At 39.5% G+C, this 20,609-nt stretch carries 22 protein-coding genes and 1 tRNA gene; 6 read left to right on the forward strand and 17 right to left on the reverse strand.

Annotation, left to right across the window (positions count from 1 at the left end; all coding sequences use genetic code 11):
• Window positions 1-149: 149 nt before the first annotated feature.
• On the forward strand, window positions 150-620 hold the full coding sequence (locus tag NSQ62_RS14920) for a DUF2975 domain-containing protein (protein WP_341320927.1): 471 nt from the start codon (window positions 150-152) through the stop codon (window positions 618-620).
• Window positions 621-629: 9 nt separating this feature from the next.
• A complete protein-coding gene (locus NSQ62_RS14925) occupies window positions 630-836 on the forward strand; it encodes a helix-turn-helix transcriptional regulator (RefSeq protein WP_341320928.1) in 207 nt (68 codons plus the stop codon).
• A gap of 44 nt (window positions 837-880) precedes the next feature.
• Here NSQ62_RS14925 and NSQ62_RS14930 read toward each other — a convergent pair whose 3' ends face one another.
• The 3 genes from NSQ62_RS14930 to NSQ62_RS14940 form a co-directional block, all read right to left on the reverse strand.
• Complete coding sequence (locus NSQ62_RS14930) at window positions 881-1,864, reverse strand: M23 family metallopeptidase (RefSeq protein ID WP_341320929.1); 984 nt, start codon at window positions 1,862-1,864, stop codon at window positions 881-883.
• Between the two features lie 6 nt (window positions 1,865-1,870).
• Window positions 1,871-2,590 (reverse strand): polysaccharide deacetylase family protein, encoded by a 720-nt coding sequence (locus tag NSQ62_RS14935; RefSeq protein WP_341320930.1) that lies wholly within the window; start codon window positions 2,588-2,590, stop codon window positions 1,871-1,873.
• Window positions 2,591-2,923: 333 nt separating this feature from the next.
• Entirely contained in the window at window positions 2,924-3,172 is a 249-nt protein-coding gene (locus NSQ62_RS14940; protein WP_341320931.1) for a hypothetical protein, read from the reverse strand.
• A 430-nt stretch (window positions 3,173-3,602) separates the two neighbouring features.
• Here NSQ62_RS14940 and namA point away from each other — a divergent pair, with 430 nt between their 5' ends.
• Entirely contained in the window at window positions 3,603-4,613 is a 1,011-nt protein-coding gene (gene namA / locus NSQ62_RS14945) for an NADPH dehydrogenase NamA (protein WP_341320932.1), read from the forward strand.
• A 56-nt stretch (window positions 4,614-4,669) separates the two neighbouring features.
• Here namA and NSQ62_RS14950 read toward each other — a convergent pair whose 3' ends face one another.
• The 6 genes from NSQ62_RS14950 to NSQ62_RS14975 all read right to left on the reverse strand — a co-directional run bounded on the left by NSQ62_RS14950 (window position 4,670) and on the right by NSQ62_RS14975 (window position 13,108).
• Window positions 4,670-7,033, reverse strand: a complete 2,364-nt coding sequence (locus NSQ62_RS14950; RefSeq protein WP_341320933.1) for a bifunctional 2',3'-cyclic-nucleotide 2'-phosphodiesterase/3'-nucleotidase — start codon at window positions 7,031-7,033, stop codon at window positions 4,670-4,672.
• Window positions 7,034-7,240: 207 nt separating this feature from the next.
• On the reverse strand, window positions 7,241-7,726 hold the full coding sequence (locus NSQ62_RS14955) for a hypothetical protein (RefSeq protein ID WP_341320934.1): 486 nt from the start codon (window positions 7,724-7,726) through the stop codon (window positions 7,241-7,243).
• A 223-nt stretch (window positions 7,727-7,949) separates the two neighbouring features.
• Window positions 7,950-9,359, reverse strand: a complete 1,410-nt coding sequence (gene hpaB / locus NSQ62_RS14960) for a 4-hydroxyphenylacetate 3-monooxygenase, oxygenase component (RefSeq protein WP_341320935.1) — start codon at window positions 9,357-9,359, stop codon at window positions 7,950-7,952.
• Window positions 9,360-9,453: 94 nt separating this feature from the next.
• Window positions 9,454-10,137: a TraR/DksA C4-type zinc finger protein gene (locus NSQ62_RS14965; protein WP_341320936.1), complete on the reverse strand. Its 684-nt coding sequence runs from the start codon at window positions 10,135-10,137 to the stop codon at window positions 9,454-9,456.
• A 95-nt stretch (window positions 10,138-10,232) separates the two neighbouring features.
• Complete coding sequence (locus NSQ62_RS14970) at window positions 10,233-11,213, reverse strand: VanW family protein (protein ID WP_341320937.1); 981 nt, start codon at window positions 11,211-11,213, stop codon at window positions 10,233-10,235.
• Between the two features lie 230 nt (window positions 11,214-11,443).
• Complete coding sequence (locus NSQ62_RS14975; protein ID WP_341320938.1) at window positions 11,444-13,108, reverse strand: ribonuclease J; 1,665 nt, start codon at window positions 13,106-13,108, stop codon at window positions 11,444-11,446.
• A gap of 132 nt (window positions 13,109-13,240) precedes the next feature.
• Between NSQ62_RS14975 and NSQ62_RS14980 the strand changes: the two genes are divergently transcribed.
• Complete coding sequence (locus NSQ62_RS14980; protein ID WP_341320939.1) at window positions 13,241-13,681, forward strand: cell wall hydrolase; 441 nt, start codon at window positions 13,241-13,243, stop codon at window positions 13,679-13,681.
• Window positions 13,682-13,772: 91 nt separating this feature from the next.
• A complete protein-coding gene (locus tag NSQ62_RS14985; protein ID WP_341320940.1) occupies window positions 13,773-14,279 on the forward strand; it encodes a ferritin in 507 nt (168 codons plus the stop codon).
• A gap of 243 nt (window positions 14,280-14,522) precedes the next feature.
• Here NSQ62_RS14985 and NSQ62_RS14990 read toward each other — a convergent pair whose 3' ends face one another.
• Window positions 14,523-15,092, reverse strand: a complete 570-nt coding sequence (locus tag NSQ62_RS14990; RefSeq protein WP_341320941.1) for a carotenoid biosynthesis protein — start codon at window positions 15,090-15,092, stop codon at window positions 14,523-14,525.
• A gap of 187 nt (window positions 15,093-15,279) precedes the next feature.
• On the opposite strand from NSQ62_RS14990, the gene NSQ62_RS14995 reads away from it, so the two are divergent.
• Window positions 15,280-15,465, forward strand: coding sequence for a hypothetical protein (locus NSQ62_RS14995; RefSeq protein WP_341320942.1), 186 nt, complete (start codon window positions 15,280-15,282; stop codon window positions 15,463-15,465).
• Between the two features lie 108 nt (window positions 15,466-15,573).
• On the opposite strand, the gene NSQ62_RS15000 is transcribed toward NSQ62_RS14995, so the two are convergent.
• The 7 genes from NSQ62_RS15000 to NSQ62_RS15030 all read right to left on the reverse strand — a co-directional run bounded on the left by NSQ62_RS15000 (window position 15,574) and on the right by NSQ62_RS15030 (window position 20,574).
• Entirely contained in the window at window positions 15,574-16,632 is a 1,059-nt protein-coding gene (locus NSQ62_RS15000) for a hypothetical protein (RefSeq protein ID WP_341320943.1), read from the reverse strand.
• A gap of 366 nt (window positions 16,633-16,998) precedes the next feature.
• Window positions 16,999-17,072, reverse strand: a tRNA-Arg gene (locus NSQ62_RS15005).
• A gap of 179 nt (window positions 17,073-17,251) precedes the next feature.
• On the reverse strand, window positions 17,252-17,752 hold the full coding sequence (locus tag NSQ62_RS15010) for a metallophosphoesterase (RefSeq protein ID WP_341320944.1): 501 nt from the start codon (window positions 17,750-17,752) through the stop codon (window positions 17,252-17,254).
• A gap of 91 nt (window positions 17,753-17,843) precedes the next feature.
• Window positions 17,844-18,437, reverse strand: coding sequence for an XTP/dITP diphosphatase (locus NSQ62_RS15015; protein WP_341320945.1), 594 nt, complete (start codon window positions 18,435-18,437; stop codon window positions 17,844-17,846).
• The gene (gene rph / locus NSQ62_RS15020) at window positions 18,437-19,189 is read right to left on the reverse strand and encodes a ribonuclease PH (RefSeq protein WP_341320946.1); all 753 of its coding nucleotides are present in this window, start codon (window positions 19,187-19,189) and stop codon (window positions 18,437-18,439) included. Before rph ends, NSQ62_RS15015 begins: the two co-directional genes overlap by 1 nt.
• A gap of 124 nt (window positions 19,190-19,313) precedes the next feature.
• Entirely contained in the window at window positions 19,314-20,114 is an 801-nt protein-coding gene (gene racE, locus NSQ62_RS15025) for a glutamate racemase (protein WP_341320947.1), read from the reverse strand.
• 16 nt (window positions 20,115-20,130) lie between these two features.
• Window positions 20,131-20,574, reverse strand: a complete 444-nt coding sequence (locus tag NSQ62_RS15030) for a MarR family transcriptional regulator (protein ID WP_341320948.1) — start codon at window positions 20,572-20,574, stop codon at window positions 20,131-20,133.
• Window positions 20,575-20,609: the final 35 nt, after the last annotated feature.

Raw genomic sequence — 20,609 nt, forward strand, 5'->3', positions numbered from 1 at the left:
TATTTTCGCACGATGTCCTTACGATTTCTATCCATCTCGCTCGAAACATTCACTAACAACAAATATAAAACGATAATCGATACTTTTTTATTGTAAAACGATAAATTTCATTTTATGATATGGCTATAAACAAACTGTGAGGTGTTTTTATGAAACGCGAAACTATATTTTTACGATTAGCGGTCATTATTCTTGGCTTACCGATTGTCGGCTTTTTAGCATTTTTAACGTATGATTTAATAACTGTACCAAAAAAAGAGGGCTTCTCATTATTTATTCCAATGGTGCTCGTGCTCTACTTGTCAGCGATTCCGTATTTCTTTGCCCTGTTTCAAACAATGAAGCTACTCGGACAAATCGATCGCAATGAGGCTTTTTCTAATATTTCTGTAACCGCACTTAAAAATATAAAACGCTGTGCCATTATTATTAGCGGACTATTTATCGTGGATCTTCCATTTTTATACCGTATCGCTGAAATTGATGATGCGCCAGGTGTGTTACTATTTTCACTAATGATAATTTTTGCATCCATCGTCATTGCGGTTTTTGCGGCCGTCTTACAAAAGCTCTTAACAAGCGCATTAGAAATGAAATCTGAAAATGATTTAACGATTTGAGGTGAACATATGCCCATTATAATTAATATTGATGTCATGCTTGCAAAACGAAAAATGAGTGTCACGCAATTATCCGAACGTGTTGGGATTACGATGGCCAATATGTCGATTTTAAAAAACGGCAAAGCAAAAGCGATCCGAATTTCTACATTAGAAGCGATTTGTGAGGCACTGGATTGCCAGCCAGGGGATGTACTAGAGTATGTGAAGGAATGAAAAAAAGGTCTGTCCATGATTTTTGGACAGATCCTTTACTTATGCTATCGATTTTTCTCCCATTTCACTAAAGACGGGTATGGGTCATATGCCCATTCCGTCCGGCCATTGAATTTGTAAATGCCGTAATGCAAATGCGGAGGGAATTTGCCAGCCGTGCCTTCTTTTCCGTAGCCTGTACTGCCTACATAACCGATAACTTGACCTGTCTCCACAACATCCCCCTGCTTCAACCCTTCGTCAAATGAATGTAAATGTGCGTAATAATGATAGGAGTTTTGATGATCTCGAATACCAATACGCCACCCACCGAAATCATTCCAGCCGATGATTTCAACAACACCATAAGAGGAAGAAACAATCGGCGTGCTATAATGCGCGAAAATATCCGTACCTTCATGGATACGCCTACCACCCCAACCACGATTTGCACCGAACGTACTTGTATAGCTATACGTATAGTTTTTGGGAATCGGGAACGTATAGCGGTTTAAATCGATTGTCCCAAACTTAGCGAACAATTTCGCGATTACTGCGATTTGGTTGACGGCCTGCTCGTTTTTATAATACTCCCACAGCGCTAATTTAAATTCCTGTTCACTATGCCCATATTTCCGCAAATAATTTGCCAGTGTAAATAATACATCTTCATCATCCATAGGCGAGGCAACACCATCTCCGTTGCCATCAAGACCAAGCCCACCAAATAGTTGAATTGAATTCGGAGACGTATCATTTTCCAACGGATTTAATGCACCAGCCCAATACTCGTTTGAAAATTGAATGGCAATGAGGCTGTCCTTTGTCGGAATATCTTGCCGTACCGCCTGAATATTGCGCTCGTACTGATCGATTGCCGCTAAGTAATACCACGGGATGACGAAATCTTGAAATTGCACGTAGTATTTCATGCGGTGCTGGATGCTTTCTTGCCTTTTGTCTTGATCACTTGCTTGATAATCAGCTTGCTCCACGCTTGTAACAGCAATTGCAGCGACAACCATTGCTACTAATGTTCGGTGCACCATTTTACCTCACTTTCTAGCCTGTTGTAGCTTCAGCATTTCTGAAATGGTAATGAATGTATAGCCTTGGTTTTTAAGCTCTGGTAATAATTTTTCTAATGCTTTAACCGTTTGCTCACGATTCCCTCCGCCATCATGAAACAAAACGACATCTCCTTGTTCCACACCAGTTAACACTTTATTAACAATTTGATTTACACCTGGATTTTTCCAATCCTCTGTATCTAAATGCCATGACCACATGACGAGTTTATAGCCTTCGTTTGCGACATCTTTCACTAGCTTTTCCGAATAATAACCTTCAACTGGCCGGAATAACCTGGGTGAATATCCTGTAATCCCATAAAGCGTGTCATCCGTTTGCTGTATTTCTGCCATCACCTTTGAAACATTTTTTGTATAAGGATGCGTGTACGTATGATTAGCAATTTCATGGCCGGTATCATACATACGTCGAACAATTTGCGGATACTTTTCCGCCTGCTGCCCCACAATAAAAAAAGTGCCTTTCGCATCGTATTGATCCAGTAAATTTAATACTTGTTCGGTATGTGTTGCATGCGGGCCATCATCAAATGTGAGTGCCACAACCTTTTGCTCGGTTTGAATGTCCCAAATAATATACCCTGCATCTTCATAATATTTGCGTCCTTTTTCTGCAGCTGTTCGGTCTATCATATAAAATGCAGAAACCGCCGTAAAAACAAAAATTGTTAAAAAAAAATCCATTTCCTTTTCATACGTTCGCCACTTCCTTCAAAAAATTCATTAAGCTTAGTATTGGTCATTAACGTAAAATTATCGGAGGAAGATAAAGGTTTTTACAAAAAAATCCCGATTAGATTGCCGTAGCAACATAATCAGGAAATTTGGTTAGCAATATCGATTGAGCATTTGCTCCTTTGTTTCCACAATTTCAGCACGAAATGCTTGTGGTCCAAGTACTTCTATATTCGTACCTTGACTAAGTAGCCACATTTTGATGCCGGTTCCGAATACCTCTGCCTTTAAAATAAGTAGCTTCTTCGGTTACCTTTGTTATTTTTGCAGTTGGCAATTGGTCTATAACCGCTTGTGTTGACGTTTATTACTCGTAATAAAATAGGCACCTTTTGTTCGATTGTACTCTAAATATTCGTTTTGTCGTTCAGTTTCGATATAGGTACGAATATTCTCTAAATCGCGTTGAATCGTTTTTTCGCTTACCCCAAAGCGCACAGCCTCTTGTTTTTTAACAATCCCTTGTTCCTGTTGTAGACGATCATACATCGATAAAATACGACTTACTTGCTTTTGTCTTTCCTCATTCATCCAATCACCTCGGTAGTATGTATATTAACGCTTTAATTGGACCTATAATGACCAAATCATCTTGTATAATATAACTAGTTAAATTAAAATCTATTATACCACAATATGGATAATACTGGTTCGCATTTAATACTATTCACACAAAATAAAGAGAGATTCATATGCCAACCCCTCAATCTCAAATGATTTTTTGTGCAAATTGTGGGAAACTTATCAAAATCGAAATATATAGGGATGTACTAACCGCCGAAGAGCTTTTGAAAAAAATGCTACCGAAAAATAAATGCCTCTGCCGCATCTGCAAAAAGAAGAAAATACTTTTTGGTGCACGCCACAAGTAATTTACTAGAAATCTAAAAGCAATTCCTAGTAAAATAATCTGATTTTTTGTTATACTACTTGCAGTTTAGTAGAAAGTGAGGGAATTTTTGTGACTTTATTATTTGAACCTTTTCAATTACGTAATCTAACATTAAAAAATAAACTGGTAATGGCTCCAATGTGTATGTACGAAGCCGATCAGGACGGACTCGTAAAACCATTTCATATCGTGCACTATACTTCGCGTGCTGTAGGTGGAACAGCGTTAATTTTATTGGAAGCAACAGCTGTTGTACCAGAAGGGCGCATTACCGATCAAGATCTTGGTATTTGGTCAGTTGAGCACATCGAGGGATTATCCCAACTCACAGCACAAATGAAGCAATACGGGGCTGTACCAGGCATTCAGCTTGCACACGCTGGTCGTAAAGCAACTGTTGAGGGAGATATTTTTGCACCTTCTGCAATTGCCTTTAGTGACCATTACAAAACACCACGTGAACTAACAATTGAACAAATTCAAGAAGTTGTCGGGGCATTTAAAAAAGCGGCTGAGCGTGCCATTCAAGCAGGCTTTGACGTATTAGAAATTCATGCCGCACATGGTTATTTAATTAATGAATTTTTATCGCCACTTGCGAACAAACGTAGCGATAACTACGGTGGCAGTGCTGAAAATCGCTACCGTATTTTACGTGAAATCATTGATGCAATTCGTTCGATTTGGGACGGTGCTTTACTCGTTCGTATTTCAGCAGAAGATTATGCAGAAGGTGGCTTAACGCCAGCAGATTATGTGGAATTTAGCCAATGGATGAAAGCACAAGATGTTGACCTCATTGATGTATCAACTGGTTCAGTTGTTCCAGCACCAATCCACCCATTCCCACTTTATCAAGTGCCTCATGCGAAAAAGGTAAAGGAAAGTGGCTTACCGGTTGGGGCTGTTGGACTGATTACAACAGGTACAGAAGCAGAGTCCATTTTACAGAATGGGGATGCTGACCTCATTATTATAGGCCGCGAGCTACTGCGCGACCCTTACTTTGCCTACCGCGCTGCGAAGGAATTAGGCGTTGAACTTGAAGCGACTGTGAAAACGTATAAGCGTGGATGGTAAGATTAAAAAAACAACACCTGTAGACGCCGTGTCTACAGGTGCTGTTTTTTTTTATATTAGTTTGCTTTTAAAGAATACTTACCAAAGCCATCTGTACCTTCACCGATGTACTCGATCGTTGTATTCCCTTCTAAAACATTTACTGCTTTTTTAGATGATTCAAATACTACATTTACACCTGCTGGAATCGGTGCAAATTTCCAGTTACCGTCTGCTGATGGGTCGATTGTTTTTTCTTCTAAAATGTAATCGATAATCGCTTGACGGTTTTCATCTGGATAGATTTCTGTTGCTGTTGCATTACGTACGCCTGGGAACGTACCATTTGCACGATAGTTATTTGTAGCTACGATAAACTCTTGTGCTACATCAATTGGCTTACCATCGAATTGTAAGTTGACAATACGAGATGCGCCTTCGTTGATTAATTTACCGTTAGGGTCATATTTTGCTGGTTGTGTAACATCGATTTCGTATGTCACACCATCAATTACGTCATAGTTATATGAGCGATATTCTGTGTTAATTAACTGTTGCTCTTCTTTCGAAGTTACGTCAATTTGATTGAATTGACCTGCCGACATTTCTAACCATTCTTTCACGTCAGCGCCTGTTACTTTTAACATTGATAATGTATTGTCATAAAGGTAAAGGTCAGCTACGTTTTTAATCGCTAATTCACCAGCTGGAATGTACGTGTAGTAATCTGCATCACTACGTGTACCTGCTTTAAATGGTGCACCTGCCGATAATACAGGAAGGTTTTCGTACGCTGTGCCTTTCATTTTGTTTTTCACATAAATCGTTTGTGCATTGGTTACGATTTGAATTGATGGATCGTCTTGAACTTGTGAGAAGTAGCTATGAATCGTTGCTGTTGTTGTTCCTACTGCTTGACGCACATAATCAATTGTTCCTTCATGTGCTGCTTTTACGCTGTCAACCACTTCTTTTTTCACATCGGCATTGTCTTTATTGATGGCACGTACAGCACCTGTACCTGTTGCCACATTCCATTCTTCGCCGTCTTGTTCAAGCTGTAAATCAATTACACCTAAATGGCTACCATATTTACCAGGCATGACAAGTGGTACACCGTTCATTGTCCCTTGTGCTTCATCTACATTTGTTAAAGAAGGGTCCACTTTATCTCCAGGGAATACGCCGTGCGCATGACCTGTTACGATCGCGTCAACATCTTCAATTTTTGATAGTAAGTATGAGATATCCTCTTCGCCTGCTTCATGTGTTGCATCCCCAATACCTGAGTGAGAAAGCACGACAATGACATCTGCACCCTCTTTTTTCATTTGAGGTACAATTGCTTCCACGGCTTGTACTGCGTCATCTACCACAACTTTACCTTCAAGGTGTGATTTATCCCATTTTAAAATTTGAGGTGGTACGATTCCTGTTACCCCAACATTAATTGTTGATTTATTACCTTGTGAATCAACTACTTCTTTTTCAATTAATACATACGGTGTGTATTTTAACGCTTTTGTTGCTGCGTCACGTACGTTTGCATTTAAATACGGGAACGTCGCATCATCAGCTACTTCATCAAAGAAATCTAAGCCATAGTTAAATTCATGGTTACCTAAAGTCGCTGCGTCGTAACCTAATACGTTCATCGCCGCAACAGATGGATGTGCTTCCCCATCTTTTAATGTTTGAACAGCTTGTACGTAAGAACCTAGTGGCGTACCTTGAATGGCATCCCCATTATCAACTAATAATGTATTTGGATTTTCCTTGCGTGCCTCATCGATTAATAATGCTGTTTTCGCAAGACCTAAGCTGTTTGACACAGTATCTTTATAGTAATCATAGTTCATGATGTTTGTATGAATATCTGTTGTTGCTAAAATACGTAAAGCAACGGTTGTGTTTGTTGCTACTGGGCTGTATTCTGCTAAGAAACGTTCTAAAATTTTCTCTGCCTGCGCTTTTGTTACAGCATCTTTTGGACGGATTGTACCGTCTTCAAAGCCCTTTAATAAACCTAGGCCAATTGCTTGTGCCATTTCCGCACGGTTGCCTTTTGCGATGTTGTTACTATCTTTAAACTGATTGAGTACGTCTTCTGAAAACGTTTTGTCACTGTCAAGACCACGTGCTGCTATTATAAATGCATGTGTACGTGTTAACTTTTCATTCGGCGCAAATTCTGTAGCCGTTTTTCCTTTAATTAACTTTAGCTCGACCGCTTTTTCAATATAAGGCTTTAATGATTCTGGCACGTCTTTAAATTTTACAGATTGACCTGTTCCTAAAGGTACGCCAAGTGCATCGATTACCTCTTTAACAAATTCACCTCGTGTAATTTGCTCGTTTTTTGCTGCCTCTGTTGGCATTGCCATAGCACCACTAGCTAAAAGTGATAACGTAAGCGCTGAAGCTGAAAGTTTTTTCCACATACATATTCCCCCAGTATTTTATTTTATTATCATATTCATAATATCAAATTTTTCGAACAATGCAGATTATTATTATAAAATTAACAAAATATTTACACTTTCTAAAAGGAATCTCGTTTTAAATCATTTAAAAAATGTAAAAATTGAGATTTTTAAATTCAAAAACCCACTGAACAATTAGAATATTCAGTGGGTTTTTCGTGGTATTTATTTAGCAATTGTACATTTTTCAAAAGCCTTTTTAGTTTCGCTGTATAATATTAAATTCGGAACACGGTAGGTTTCCTTCGCAATAAATATTTCTTTAAAATGCTTTTGCAACGTTACTAAACGCTCTTCTTCTGTAGAACAAAGAAAGAACTGGTTTGTCATAATATCAAATGTCGTCGTTTGAATTAATGTATCACCATCATACGTATGCACAACAAGCTTCGGTACACCAAATGTAATCTCTAATTTATGCGTAATAAGTCCGTTACAATTCTTCATGAGTTGAATGAAATCATCCAAGTAAGGCAAAGTATAAATAATTTGTTGGAATGGTAAATCCGTTAACATTGTATTTAAAATTAGTTTAAAAAATTTAATTGTATATATGCTTTCAAAGCTACTATTTTCATCGTTATTTAACTGTTCATACGTAAAAGGAACTTCAAAAACTTTACCACTATCTGCTTTAAATGATAGATTCACTTGAAACACCTACTTTTTTAAATTTCGCTAAGGTGTACTAGTTACTACTAATAATACAGTAAGTAATTTCCATAGCGTCAAAAGTATTATAACACAATTAGTACAAATGTCTCTATTTAATATTTTATTCATTACTTTTGATTCACTACTAATTTTTCCGAACTCAAATTGCTAGTAGTTAACTGTTCATTTTACATACAAACGTTAGAAATTATCGAATCCTCTAATTTGTCAGTATTTCTTGATCTAAGTTATACAGCACCCCCGCCATTCGCTCCGGATCCCCGAAGAAAAAGCGTTCATATAAAGTTTGACGTGTACCGAATGGGCTCATCGTTACATCCCAAGCAAGTCTAAATAGCCTCACGCGCTCCTCGCCTAGATGTGATTTCGATTGGAGAAAATGATTCAATTCTTCCTGCAACACCGACTGAAATGAATTTTTGGTCGGGATATTTACTAAACCACTTGCTCCTAGTAACTGAATAATTTCAATCATTCGCGGATACATTTTCGGATAAATAAGAATCGCTGCTTCTAACGGCGCTTGCTCTGGGCACATATAGCCATATGCATGTAGCTTAGCATTATGCTCAGATTTTAATAACAAGGCCTCCATCGTTTCACGTAACACAATGATTTCCGTAATTTTTTGCTGTACATGAGTGTACTCTCCTATTTGAATCGAATCCACGATTTTTTGTGCAATGTCTAATAAAAATTCCGTTTTCTTTACTTGCCGCGCGACAACCTGATGTAACGAAAGTGGGCGAAATAACGAATTTTGTGCAAATAGATTCGCGACCTGTACATTATTTACATAAAATACACGCTCCCACGGGATAAATACTTGATCAAAAATAACGAGCGCGTCGATTTCATCAAACTTTGAACTTAAAGGGTAATTATAGGCATCGTCTCCAAGTACAAATGATTCACGGCATACAAACTTCAAGCCGCGCGTATTACTTGGAATAGCAAAAGCAAACGCACGATTCCGATCGCCGTCACCACTTGACGACATGACAAAAATTTCATCGGTGATGCCACCCTGTGTTGCCAGCAGCTTTGCCCCGTCAACAATAATTCCCTCATCATTTTGCTTGATAATTGTCGCAGCCACCGCTTTTTCATCAAATTCAATATACAATTTTGAACGATTCACCTGTGGATCAATGAATGTATGCGTGATTGATAAATCATTTTCGCGTGCATATTCATAGTAGGCCTGTAAATGCTGTGGGAAGCAATTTTCCTTGCCTTGGAAGTAATCGGTCGAACAAGCGAATGCCGTAATGACAGTATTCATATAATCTGGGCTTCGTCCCATTAACCCATGATGGTACTCGGCAAAATGCTGCACCATTTGCCGACGCTTGATTAAATCTGCCTTTGTTTTAGGCTGTAAAAATGAAGTCCCAACTAAATCATTTGTAGTAGGCGATTGAAATGTCATGACATCTTTCAGCTTTTCATCCTGCTGCATCGTATAAAGTGCAGCCTGGCTATGCATAATCCCTTTGAGCGCACGGTGCTCTGATAATTCCCCATGTATACGATGCCCATCAATCCACACCTCTGTCCCTAGCTGATTGATTCGCTTTATATATTGTTCGCCCGTAATGGCAGGCATTCACTCACTCCTTTTGTCACTCTATTATATGCAAAGAGTAAATGGCACGTTTCAATAAAAAATTGAAAAAGCCGAGGCAAATACGCCCCGACCATTACTCCTCCAAATAATCATGCTTTCGTGCTTCATCCGCGTAGGCTTGTGAAATTTGACCTTCTATTTGGTCATCTTTCGAAAGATGTAAAACTTCTAACGCTGCATACCGGTCTTCTCCGGTTTCATCGTATAAACTATTGTACTTTTCAAAATCTCCTTCAAAATCGGACGGCGTATCTGAGTTGCCATACTGAGCAACCACTTGGAATGAATCTTCATCATCTTGCAATTCGTCGTCTGCTTCTCGATTCGAAAAGGAATTATCCACTGGTGGCAAAATTACGGATTCTTCAATCGGACGGTCTGAAGCAACTGCGTTTGTTTCGGTATGTTCAATGCAAAATGCCGTATAGGGAATTGCCCGTAAGCGGTCATATGGAATCATTTCCTGACATTTTGCACAAACTCCGTAAGTACCGGCTTCTATTTTGTCTAATGCTTCATTTACTTGCTTTAACAAGTCCTCACTATGAACAAGTAAGGCGAAATCTTTTTCACGGTCGTATAACTCCGTTCCTAAATCGGCTGGATGATTATCGAGCGTCGACAGCTCATCCGTGGCATCACGTAAGCTATCACGTGTTGTTACTTCATTTCCCCTTTCAACCGTTGTTAGGTTTAATTCTTGTTTTTGTTCAATAAGCTGCTTTTTTAATTTTGCTAATTGTTTCGTGGTCAGCATCGCTCTTCACTTCCCTTCATTTGTAGTATGGGCGAAATGAAAGAAATCATTAAAGTGAATTTTTTTGAATGGATTACGACCATTTCTATCTACCTTTAAGCATTTTCTAGCATCACTTTATAATGACTTGCCGTGCGGATTTCAATTGTAAGCGCACCTGATTCATAAAACGTTTTGATTAAGTAAGGGACACCACTCGTATTTTGAAATTTAAAATCTAACGTTCCATACGATACCGTTGCGTCTCTACCTGCAGGCACATAGCCAATGCTTAATGAATGGTGGTGACGCTCTGTTATCCGCACCGCCATTTGGTCAACTGCATTAAATAAGGTGGACGACGTTTGACAAATCCCACCGCCAATTCCTAGAACCAATTGTTTATTAACAATTTCATATGCCGATTGATAGCCTTTTTCTTCCGTTCTTTCTCCGACCATCGTGTTAAATGAAAAATAATCGCCTACTCCTACGATAATGTTATTTAGCGCATGTGCGGAGAGCTCGATATTTTTACTTCTCCCTTGTTCTGACGCTTGAAAGTAGGTCGTATAGGACGCAAGAGCGACCTCACTCAAAGTAGATATTTCTTCTTCTTGGTAATGACTGGCCATTTCATATAACGGCAAATGTACTTCACCACCATTTTCAGAAGCCTTCATGATGCTGTCTACTAATTCACTTTCTTTTAAGATGACACCGGGATTGCCCTTTATTATTTGACCATTTTCCGCTAGACGGTCTAACTCCATTGTTTGATCGTATCCCGTTGAGGTTTCTGTTCCCCTTGCTAAATCCTTTGCCATTTTTTTTAACTCGGTTTCGTACAATGCCTCGTCCGCTTCATAGCCTAACTCTTTTGGCATAATAGTTTGAACCGTTTCTAGTGTTCGTGGATCAACTAACGTAATCACTGCTGGCTTAGCACTTTGTTGTGACTCATCTGTTGCAGTCGTTCGTATTAGATCTATTTCGACAGTATGAGTATCGTGTGGTTCTGTGTGTATGGATTGTTCTTGACAACCACTTATAAATAAAAGCAAACAAATAAGCAATAATGCTCCCCAAGTTTTCATCGCACGAATACTCCTATCTATAAAAGCCAAGATACTTCTATTTTATTCAACACCTGCGAAAGATGTGCTATGTAAAAAAGCATCGATTCCCCCTAAATAAATAGAGGAAATCGATACTTAGCTCATTTTAGTTCTTCCCTGGCTTTCCATTATTATTTGGTTTTCCAGGTTTCGTTGGCTTACTTGGCTTAACTTTAATAATACCCGACGTTTCCCCATCAGTTACTACACTAGATTTCAATGACAATTGGTAAAATCATCGGACTCTTTTTCGTCAACGTATAAATATATTGATCGACTACCTTTTTAATGGCCCTTTTCATTGCAAAAGGGTTTGCTTCGTTAAATTTCAGCACGGCCGTTTTCGCTAGTTCGTTAATATCATGAATTAGCCCTTCCGAATCCCTCGCATAAACAAATCCTCTTGAAATGGTATCGGGATCTCTAATAACCGAGCCATCCACTTTACTAATCGTTACGACAATCACGAGCATCCCATCTTCTGCCAAACGTTTCCGATCACGTAGCACGATGTCGCCTACTTCACCCGCACCAACGCCGTCTACATACGAGTCTCCAGCAGGTACCGTTCTTGTTTGCCTTGCTACCGTGCCGAATATATCGACCACATCCCCATTTTTTAAAATAAATGTGCGCCCTTTTTTCACACCAACAGCTTCTGCGAGTAAGCGATGGATATGTAGCATACGGTACTCACCGTGAACCGGTATAAAGTATTTCGGTTGCATCAACGTTAGCATTAATTTCAAATCCTCTTGGTAGCCATGACCGGATACATGTAAACCGGTAACACTCGAATTGCCGTATACAACCTCTGCGCCAAGCTGGAATAAGTTATCGACGATTTTTGAAACATCCTTTTCATTCCCTGGAATCGGTGACGCTGCAAAAATAACCGTATCGCCTTGCTCGACTTTAATATCTCGATTACTACCTGTCGATAAACGAGACAGCGCTGCTAACGGCTCACCCTGACTACCGGTGCAAACAATGACCACACGCTCTGATGGCAATTTTTCTACATCTTCTACATCAATTAACATCCAAGTTGGAATCGTCAAATAACCTAGCTTCTTTGCAACGGCCGTTACACTTTTCATACTCCGTCCTAAAAACAACAGCTTGCGGTTTGTTTTGTCAGCGGCATCGATAATCTGTTGAATCCGATTGACATTCGAAGCAAACGTAGAAATAAAGATTTTACCCGTCGCCCTTAAAAATTGTTGCTCTAACTGATTGGCGACCAATTTTTCCGATGGTGTGGAACCTGGCCTTTCCGCATTCGTACTTTCTGAAATTAAACAAAGCACCCCTTTTTGCCCAATGTTCGCCATCTTATGAATCTCCGAAGTTTGACCATTGACAGGGGTTAAGTCGAATTTAAAATCACCCGTATGCACGACATTTCCTTCTGGAGTTTCGAAAACGAGCCCTAAACAATCCGGGATACTATGACTTGTTTTAAAAAACGTCACTGCCATTTTTTCAAATTGTAAATGTGAGTCTGCTGTAATTTCCGTCAATTGTGCGTCACGCAGTAGCTTATGTTCCTTTAATTTTAGCTCAATTAAACCGAGCGTAAAACGAGTGGCGAAAATCGGGATATTACATTTTTTCAAAAGATACGGAATCCCACCAATATGATCCTCATGACCATGCGTCACAAGACAACCTTTGATTTTTTCGCGATTGTCCTCAAGGTACGTTAAGTCAGGAATGATTAAATCTATCCCCAACAAGCTTTTGTCCGCAAATTTCACCCCGCAATCAACAAGTAAGATTTCATCTGCATATTGAATGACATACATATTTTTTCCGATTTCATTAATGCCACCTAAGGCAAATATTGCGAGTGTATTTTGTGCGCCCGTCAAACAATTCCCTCCTAAAGTTACCATTCTGCTCTTGATAGTATTGCTTATAAAGGGTCATAATATACCGCAAAATCCTGTACAAATCGGACATCATTTTTTCATTTTTTCATACTATAAGCATGAGGTGAAAACATGCCAAGAGTAAAATATCGCGAGGCAGATGTCGATTTAATGGCACGTATGATGCGTGCTGAAGCAGAAGGTGAAGGCAAACAAGGCATGCTCTATGTCGGAAATGTCATCGTTAACCGCGCTATTGCGGATTGTAGTGATTTTCGTGATGTGCGTTCAATTGAAGATGTGATTTTTCAAGTACAAGGCAATAACTACTCTTTTGAAGCCGTACAAAAAGGCAATATGTTTTACCAGCGAGCGCGTGATACTGAACGCAGACTTGCGCGCCAAACATTAGATTTTTGGCGCCAACATCCCGCTAAATACGCCCTATGGTACTTTAATCCATCCGGTGCGTGCCCACCAACGTGGTACGGCCAACCATTTACTGGACAATTTAAAGAGCACTGTTTTTACGAACCTGCACCAGGAACTTGCGAAAGCGTGTATATCGGGTAAGGGCACCCAATTTCCTTGCTAATTCCTTGGCTTTATTTTACAATCAAGCCAAGGAAATCGTTAACCGACGATTGCTCAAGGAGGAATTTTCATGCTTTCAGACAAACTACACGCTGCACTCAATGATCAGTTAAATTACGAATTTTATTCAGCACATGCTTACTTAGCGATGGCTGCCTATTGTTCTGATAAATCATACGATGGTTTTGCGAATTTCTTTTTAATTCAAGCCGAAGAAGAGCGCTTCCATGCGATGAAATTTTATCATTTTTTAAGCGACATGGGCTACCGCGCAACAATTGATGGCTTCGACAACCCTGGCAATGAATTCAAATCAATTTTAGATGCATTTGAACAGGCACTAAGCCACGAAAAAGAAGTAACACGTCGTATCTATAACTTAGTTGATATCGCATTAGATGAACGCGAGCACGCAACGAACGCCTTCTTAAAATGGTTTATTGATGAACAGGTAGAAGAGGAATCAACATTCAACACACTCATCGCCAAAATTAGCCGCATTCAAAATGACTCAAACGCTTTGTTCATGCTTGATGCCGAACTAGCTACCCGCACATTTAACCCAGTGGCCGAATAAATACGTTAAAAAGGGACTGCGCGAAAAGTGAATACTTTTCGTGCAGTCCTTCGTTCATGTGTTAATTAACCGCTTTAGCCGCTAAGCCTCCTAACCCAGCCCCAATAACGCCAATATGTTTCAAGAATACTCACGCCCCTCATTACGCTTAGTACGTATGGCAACGTTTAAAGTCATTGCCCGCTAAGGACACCATAAATAACGAGGACAAGCGGCAAGATAAAACAAACGGCATAAAAACAGCTAAATACAACCGCATTCACAATGGAATAGCCTAATTTGGCGCTTCACCGCACGTGTAATTTCTACATCTTCTAATAAAGAATGTTGCAAGCTCGTATGGCCTTCGATTTTTTCGTATGTTTCCTTGTCAAACAGTAAAAACGCACCGTTCGCGGCAGTAGCAGCTGGCCAGGTTGTCTGACTCGCCAAATAAATAGGTAAATGAAAATTCACAAAAAAATGCATCATTGGAATGACTAAAGGATCGAGCCAATTCGTATAATAAAAACGCGGAAATCCGGTAATGAGACCCACCTGTCTACGCTGTAGCGGATTCTGTATCGCTAGTTTTGAAAGAATGGCATGTCCTGTAGCAATAACCATCACCCATGCAAAGCCAATTGCAATCGGTACACCAAAAACTTTCGGCGCAAATTGATTCATATATGTATAGGCACCGAATAAAATTTCGTATGCTGAGCCAAAATATTCAATAATAAAGGTTGTTAGAAAAACCAATACCGAAAACATGAATCCTAATCCGTTCGAGTAGCGAATCATAAAGTACACGACACCTAAAACCCCTCCCACTCTGAAATTTGCTCCTCTTACCTATTCACTTTATACCTAATTTGTAAACTTTTACGTTATGAAAATATCATGTGTTGGGGGGGAACTCAAAAAGTAAGAAGAAGCGTTAAAACATGTTTTTAGTTGTTATTCTTGCGGGAAATACTATCATACCCATTTTACTCGCTCGAAAGGAGAATGCTTGAATATGAGTATCGTGAAATTTGTCGTCATCATTTCTTGGATTTATTGTGTCGCTTATCTGTTATTTGGTTTCCCTCAGGATACACTCCTTATGCGTACAGCAACTGGGGTGATGGTGATTATTTTTACTTGTAGTATGTTCTATGGGTTATTAAAGGTTGTCGAGCGTGGGAGGTTGGGGAGAAATTAAAGGTGCTGGTTCAGAATGAAATCCATCAATCACAACAAAAGTGCTTGTCCCGAAAGTATTTTTGGAACAAGCACTTGTTGATTATTTTTCGTTCGTATAGTGGAACCATCAAGCTTTTGTACTTCCCCCAGGATTACGCAACCACGACCAGAGAATCGCTAGTACCAATAAGATTCCTAAATAACCCATGACCGCGTACACTTTACTAATTAGCGTCGTAAAACCTATAAGGCTAATTGCAAATCCTACTAGACAGAGCAGCATGACAATAATTTTAAATGAAAAACGCTCTGGAGTCACAATACGCACAGCTAGTATATAAAGTGTTCCAATAGCCGTACTATAAATCATTGCAAGTAAAATAATAGACATGATGATGCCCATCACCGGATGAATCTGTTGCGCTAACATAAGCGTGGGCATTTCTACGCCCCTTACAACGTCCATTTTCGCAAAGAGCGCCAGGTTGATTAGAAGAATTAATAAACCTAGTAGGAGACCTCCTAATGCACCACCGCGCTTCGCAACGTTTCTGTCCACTACAGTACCACCAACTACAATTAACATCGCTGCCGCCGCGGAAAAATTAAACGACACATACAATACCGTACTAAGTAGCCAGTGAGGGGTTGCAGAAGGCTGACTTTTCGAAAGTTCATTTAGTTCACTGATCGAGTAATCCATTGTAAATAAAGAATAAATTAATAAAATAAAAATAAAACCTAGTAAATATGGCGTTAAGGTCGCTAGAATTCCGATAATATTTTCCGCATTCCACAAAAGCGTAAACATGACGGCCAACACCATCAACATGCTACCAACTGATGGCTCAATCATGTACATTTGATTAAAAGCTGAGCCTGCGCCAGCTAACATGACAATAGCAATGCCAAATAAAACGAAACAAATTAACAAATCTAGCACTGGTCCGAAAAAACGACCCCCAATATAATATAACCCTTCCTTATGCGAAGTCGTTTGTAAATCAGAGCCCATTTGCGCAAGTGTCATTCCTAAAAAGGAAAAAATAATCGCGGCTACAATACAACCAAAGATGCTAGTAACACCATAACTCGTAAAATATTGCATGATTTCTTGACCTGAAGCAAAGCCTGCACCGACCACTAAACTAACAAACGCAGTTGCAATTTGTAGACTCTTTTTCAATATGCACCTTCTTTACCGACTTAATTAAATCAACATTAGCGAATGTTATTAAATCCTGCATGATAGTAGCATAATATGTAGAGGGACTAGAGGTTATTACGATATGGAAATCTAATGAGGGGGAGTTCGGGTTTGTTAAAAGAATTTCTAAACTCTTGCGAAGTTTATTAATGAATTACAGAATACCTACTAACAATTTTTATTTATGTCCTCCATAAACCACTCAGTTCAATGTTTCATAATTTAATTATCTCAATATCCACTTGATACCTTAATTTCAAATAAAAAAACGCTCAAACCCTTATAAAAATAAGGATTTGAAGCGTTTTTACTTCGATTCAAAATCATCAATTATGAACCTATTTACGACCCAGGAGGGATTCGAACCCCCGACCGACGCCTTAGAAGGGCGTTGCTCTATCCAGCTGAGCTACTGAGTCATGTTTTTCAACCAATTGGTATCAAAGACAATTTTTATTATAGGATAGAACGAAAGAGAAGTCAACACTATTTTTAATAAAAAATATTATTTAAATAAAGTAATATTTCCAAAAACTTCCCTTGTTCCAAAACAAGCAGGGAGCCCCGTTCTAGAAAACAGGGTTCCCCTATTTATTCATTAACGCTCAATAAACATTTGCTCAATCAAATTATTATTGTCGTCATAACAATCTAATGTAAAATGGGTTGGCGAGATTGTACATGTTACAAACGATTTCTCTTCAATCTGACGCGGCTTTTTCAAGCTACCTGGATTAATAAAAAACGTGTCATCAATATATTCCGCGCCTAAAATATGCGAATGCCCAAAGCAGACGATATTTGCGCCGAGTTCCTTTGCACGATATACAAGCTTCATCGGAGAAGATTTTACATCATATAAATGGCCATGTGTCACGTACACACGCTCACCATTTACCTGAAACAAAATTTCCTCTAAATAGTTTGGATCATGGTCACAGTTACCCTTTACGCGCTCCATGTTTTGCATCACTGGGTGGGCATACGGCAGTTCACTATCACCACAGTGGATAATCTTGTGCGCGTCAGGATGGTAGCCCTTTACACGTTCAATGATTTCCTCATCACCATGGGTATCACTTAGTATCAATAGTTTCATTTTTCCCCACATCCTTTTCCAGTAATCTACGCTTAGTTTGCCAGTAACTTATATAAAATTCAATTATTATGCATAATTGTCCAGAATCCGTCTATTTCAGTAATTCTGCTAATTGCAGAGCAAGCTTGCGAATCGCATTACCGCGGTGTGAGATTGCCCCTTTTTCCTCAGCAGTAAGCTCAGCCATATGTTTTTGCAATGCAGGCACGTAGAAAATTGGATCATAGCCAAAGCCGTTTCTTCCTTTTTTCTCATGGGCAATGACACCTTCACACGTACCGAAAACTGTTTTTGTGTCCATATTTGGTCCAGCAATCGCTAGTGCACAGCAAAAACGCGCTGTACGCGCTTCTTCTGGTACATCCTTCATGTTTGCTAACACTTTGACCATGTTTGCTTCATCGTCGTGGTCGCCTGCGTAACGTGCAGAATACACACCTGGCTCACCATTTAACGCATCAATTGCTAGGCCACTATCGTCTGCAATCACAATTTTGCCAAGTAAATTCGCTAACGTTTGCGCTTTTAAAATCGCGTTTTCTTCAAACGTTGTACCTGTTTCTTCAATTTCTAAGTCAGGCGCTACTTCAAACATTGTTACCACTTCATAGCCAAATGGATTAAATAATGCTTCGAAGTCCTTTGCTTTCCCTTTGTTTTTCGTGGCAATGACGACTTGCTTCATTACGCTTCCACCTTTCCAATCAGTGCAGCTAGCTCGCCTAGTGCCTCTTTTTGAATGTTGATTAGTTCGGCAATTCCTACTTCACCTAAGTCTAACAGGTCATTTAATTCCGCTCTTGAGAAAGTTGCTTCTTCGCCTGTCCCTTGTAATTCAACAAATTGACCTGCACCGGTCATAATAACGTTCATATCAACCTCTGCTGATGAATCTTCAATGTAGTTTAAGTCAAGTACTGCACCAATTTCAGCTAGTTTACCTACGCTTGTTGCAGCTAAGTAATCTGTTACAGGAAACTTCGCGAATGGCTTTTCTACGCCTAATTTAGCGATTGCTTGTGTCATAGCAACGAATGCTCCTGTAATTGACGCTGTACGTGTGCCTCCGTCTGCTTGAATCACATCACAGTCTATCCATAACGTTTTCTCACCCAGCGCTTCTAGATTAACGACAGCACGTAATGCACGGCCGATTAAGCGTTGGATTTCCATTGTGCGGCCTGTCACCTTACCTGCAGATGATTCGCGGCGTGTACGTTGTTCTGTGGCACGTGGTAGCATTGAATATTCTGCTGTAATCCAGCCTTTGCCTTGTCCACGTAAAAAGCCTGGTACTCTATCTTCAATTGTCGCTGTACAAATTACTTTTGTGTTTCCCACCGTAATCAGTACTGACCCTTCTGGATGCATTAAATAATTATTTTCAATTTGAACTGGACGTAATTCATTCACAGCTCGTAAGTCATGTCTAGTCATTAGAGACCTCCTCAATTTGTTCGCGCACTAATCTTATCATACTTTACTAGTAGCCTAAAGCGGAAATGCCCCCATACATAGAAAAAAACCCAAATTAGAGGGTACCCTAACTTGAGTTTGATTGTTATTTTTCAAACGAGATTTTATGAAGATCGAGCGCACCTTGCTCCAACCAACGCTCCGCAATCGAACGAAAGATCGGTACAGAGCCGGAAGCATGAAATACATGCTGTGGTGGCTCTTTTTCCGTACGCAATTCACCTTTGTAGCTTAAAATCGCTTCCACGTCTTTTGCTGTTTCCTGTGCACTTGATAACACGTGTACATCAGGTCCGACAGCTGCTTCAATTTGCTTTTGTAAAATCGGGTAATGCGTACAGCCTAAAATCACGGTATCAAAGCGTTCGTTTTCAATCGGTTTTAATCCTTTTTCAACAAGATTGTACGAGAATTGCCCTTCATATTCACCACTTTCAACAAGTGGCACAAATGTTGGACACGCAAGTGGAATGACCTTTGCTTTTGTCGAAAGCGATTTAACCGCTTCCTCATAAGCACCACTTTTAATTGTACCTTCCGTTGCTAACACGACGATTTCGTTACGCTTTGTTTCTTTAATTGCTGCTCGCGCCCCAGCATTAATTACACCTAAAACAGGGAATGGCATATGCTTTTGTAAGCTTTCTAGCGCCACTGCTGTAGCTGTATTGCATGCAATAACGAGCATTTTGACATTCATTTTCTCCAGTGCCTTTGCCATTTGCCATGTAAAGTTACGCACTTCTTGTTTTGAGCGAGGCCCGTATGGACAACGCGCCGTATCACCGATATAATAAATTGTTTCATTCGGTAATAACTCCATAATTGCTTTCGCGACAGTTAATCCGCCGACTCCTGAATCGATTACACCAATTGGGGCATTCACTAGTACCGCCTCTATCCTATTTCATTAATAAATGTAGCTTCTGCAAATGTTTTAATAATTGCTCAAATTCTTCTCCGTCAAATTCGCCGGTAATATCGCGTAAATATTGTTGACGCTTCATAATGACTTCCTGAATAATACGCTCCCCCTCTGGTAAGAGGTGAATACGTACAACACGACGATCGTTTTCGTCACGAACTCGTTGTACAAGCTCATTTTTCTCCATACGATCGACTAAATCTGTTGTTGTTGAAAACGCTAAATACATCTTTGTTGATAAATCGCCAATTGTCATATCACCTGACTCTTGCAACCATTGCAGAGCAATAAATTGCGGAGGTGTAATAATATAATTGCTTAATATTTCGCGACCTTTTTGCTTAATTAAGTGAGAAATGTATCGTAATTCTTTTTCTAAGATTGCTATAGATTCAGAGCTATGTGTGCTTTGATCTTTCATCTACTTCATTCACTCCCCGAACGTTTCATATCTCT

The organism is Solibacillus sp. FSL H8-0523, from assembly GCF_038051985.1.
In the GTDB taxonomy this organism is placed as follows: Bacteria; Bacillota; Bacilli; order Bacillales_A; family Planococcaceae; genus Solibacillus.

Coding starts and splice junctions, on each gene's coding strand:
- NSQ62_RS14920 (WP_341320927.1), top strand. CDS start 150: ATGAAACGCGAAACTATATTTTTACGATTAGCGGTCATTATTCTTGGC.
- NSQ62_RS14925 (WP_341320928.1), top strand. CDS start 630: ATGCCCATTATAATTAATATTGATGTCATGCTTGCAAAACGAAAAATG.
- NSQ62_RS14930 (WP_341320929.1), bottom strand. CDS start 1,864: ATGGTGCACCGAACATTAGTAGCAATGGTTGTCGCTGCAATTGCTGTT.
- NSQ62_RS14935 (WP_341320930.1), bottom strand. CDS start 2,590: ATGGATTTTTTTTTAACAATTTTTGTTTTTACGGCGGTTTCTGCATTT.
- NSQ62_RS14940 (WP_341320931.1), bottom strand. CDS start 3,172: ATGAATGAGGAAAGACAAAAGCAAGTAAGTCGTATTTTATCGATGTAT.
- NSQ62_RS14950 (WP_341320933.1), bottom strand. CDS start 7,033: ATGTGGAAAAAACTTTCAGCTTCAGCGCTTACGTTATCACTTTTAGCT.
- hpaB (WP_341320935.1), bottom strand. CDS start 9,359: ATGCCTGCCATTACGGGCGAACAATATATAAAGCGAATCAATCAGCTA.
- NSQ62_RS14965 (WP_341320936.1), bottom strand. CDS start 10,137: ATGCTGACCACGAAACAATTAGCAAAATTAAAAAAGCAGCTTATTGAA.
- NSQ62_RS14970 (WP_341320937.1), bottom strand. CDS start 11,213: ATGAAAACTTGGGGAGCATTATTGCTTATTTGTTTGCTTTTATTTATA.
- NSQ62_RS14980 (WP_341320939.1), top strand. CDS start 13,241: ATGCCAAGAGTAAAATATCGCGAGGCAGATGTCGATTTAATGGCACGT.
- NSQ62_RS14985 (WP_341320940.1), top strand. CDS start 13,773: ATGCTTTCAGACAAACTACACGCTGCACTCAATGATCAGTTAAATTAC.
- NSQ62_RS14995 (WP_341320942.1), top strand. CDS start 15,280: ATGAGTATCGTGAAATTTGTCGTCATCATTTCTTGGATTTATTGTGTC.
- NSQ62_RS15010 (WP_341320944.1), bottom strand. CDS start 17,752: ATGAAACTATTGATACTAAGTGATACCCATGGTGATGAGGAAATCATT.
- NSQ62_RS15015 (WP_341320945.1), bottom strand. CDS start 18,437: ATGAAGCAAGTCGTCATTGCCACGAAAAACAAAGGGAAAGCAAAGGAC.
- rph (WP_341320946.1), bottom strand. CDS start 19,189: ATGACTAGACATGACTTACGAGCTGTGAATGAATTACGTCCAGTTCAA.
- NSQ62_RS15030 (WP_341320948.1), bottom strand. CDS start 20,574: ATGAAAGATCAAAGCACACATAGCTCTGAATCTATAGCAATCTTAGAA.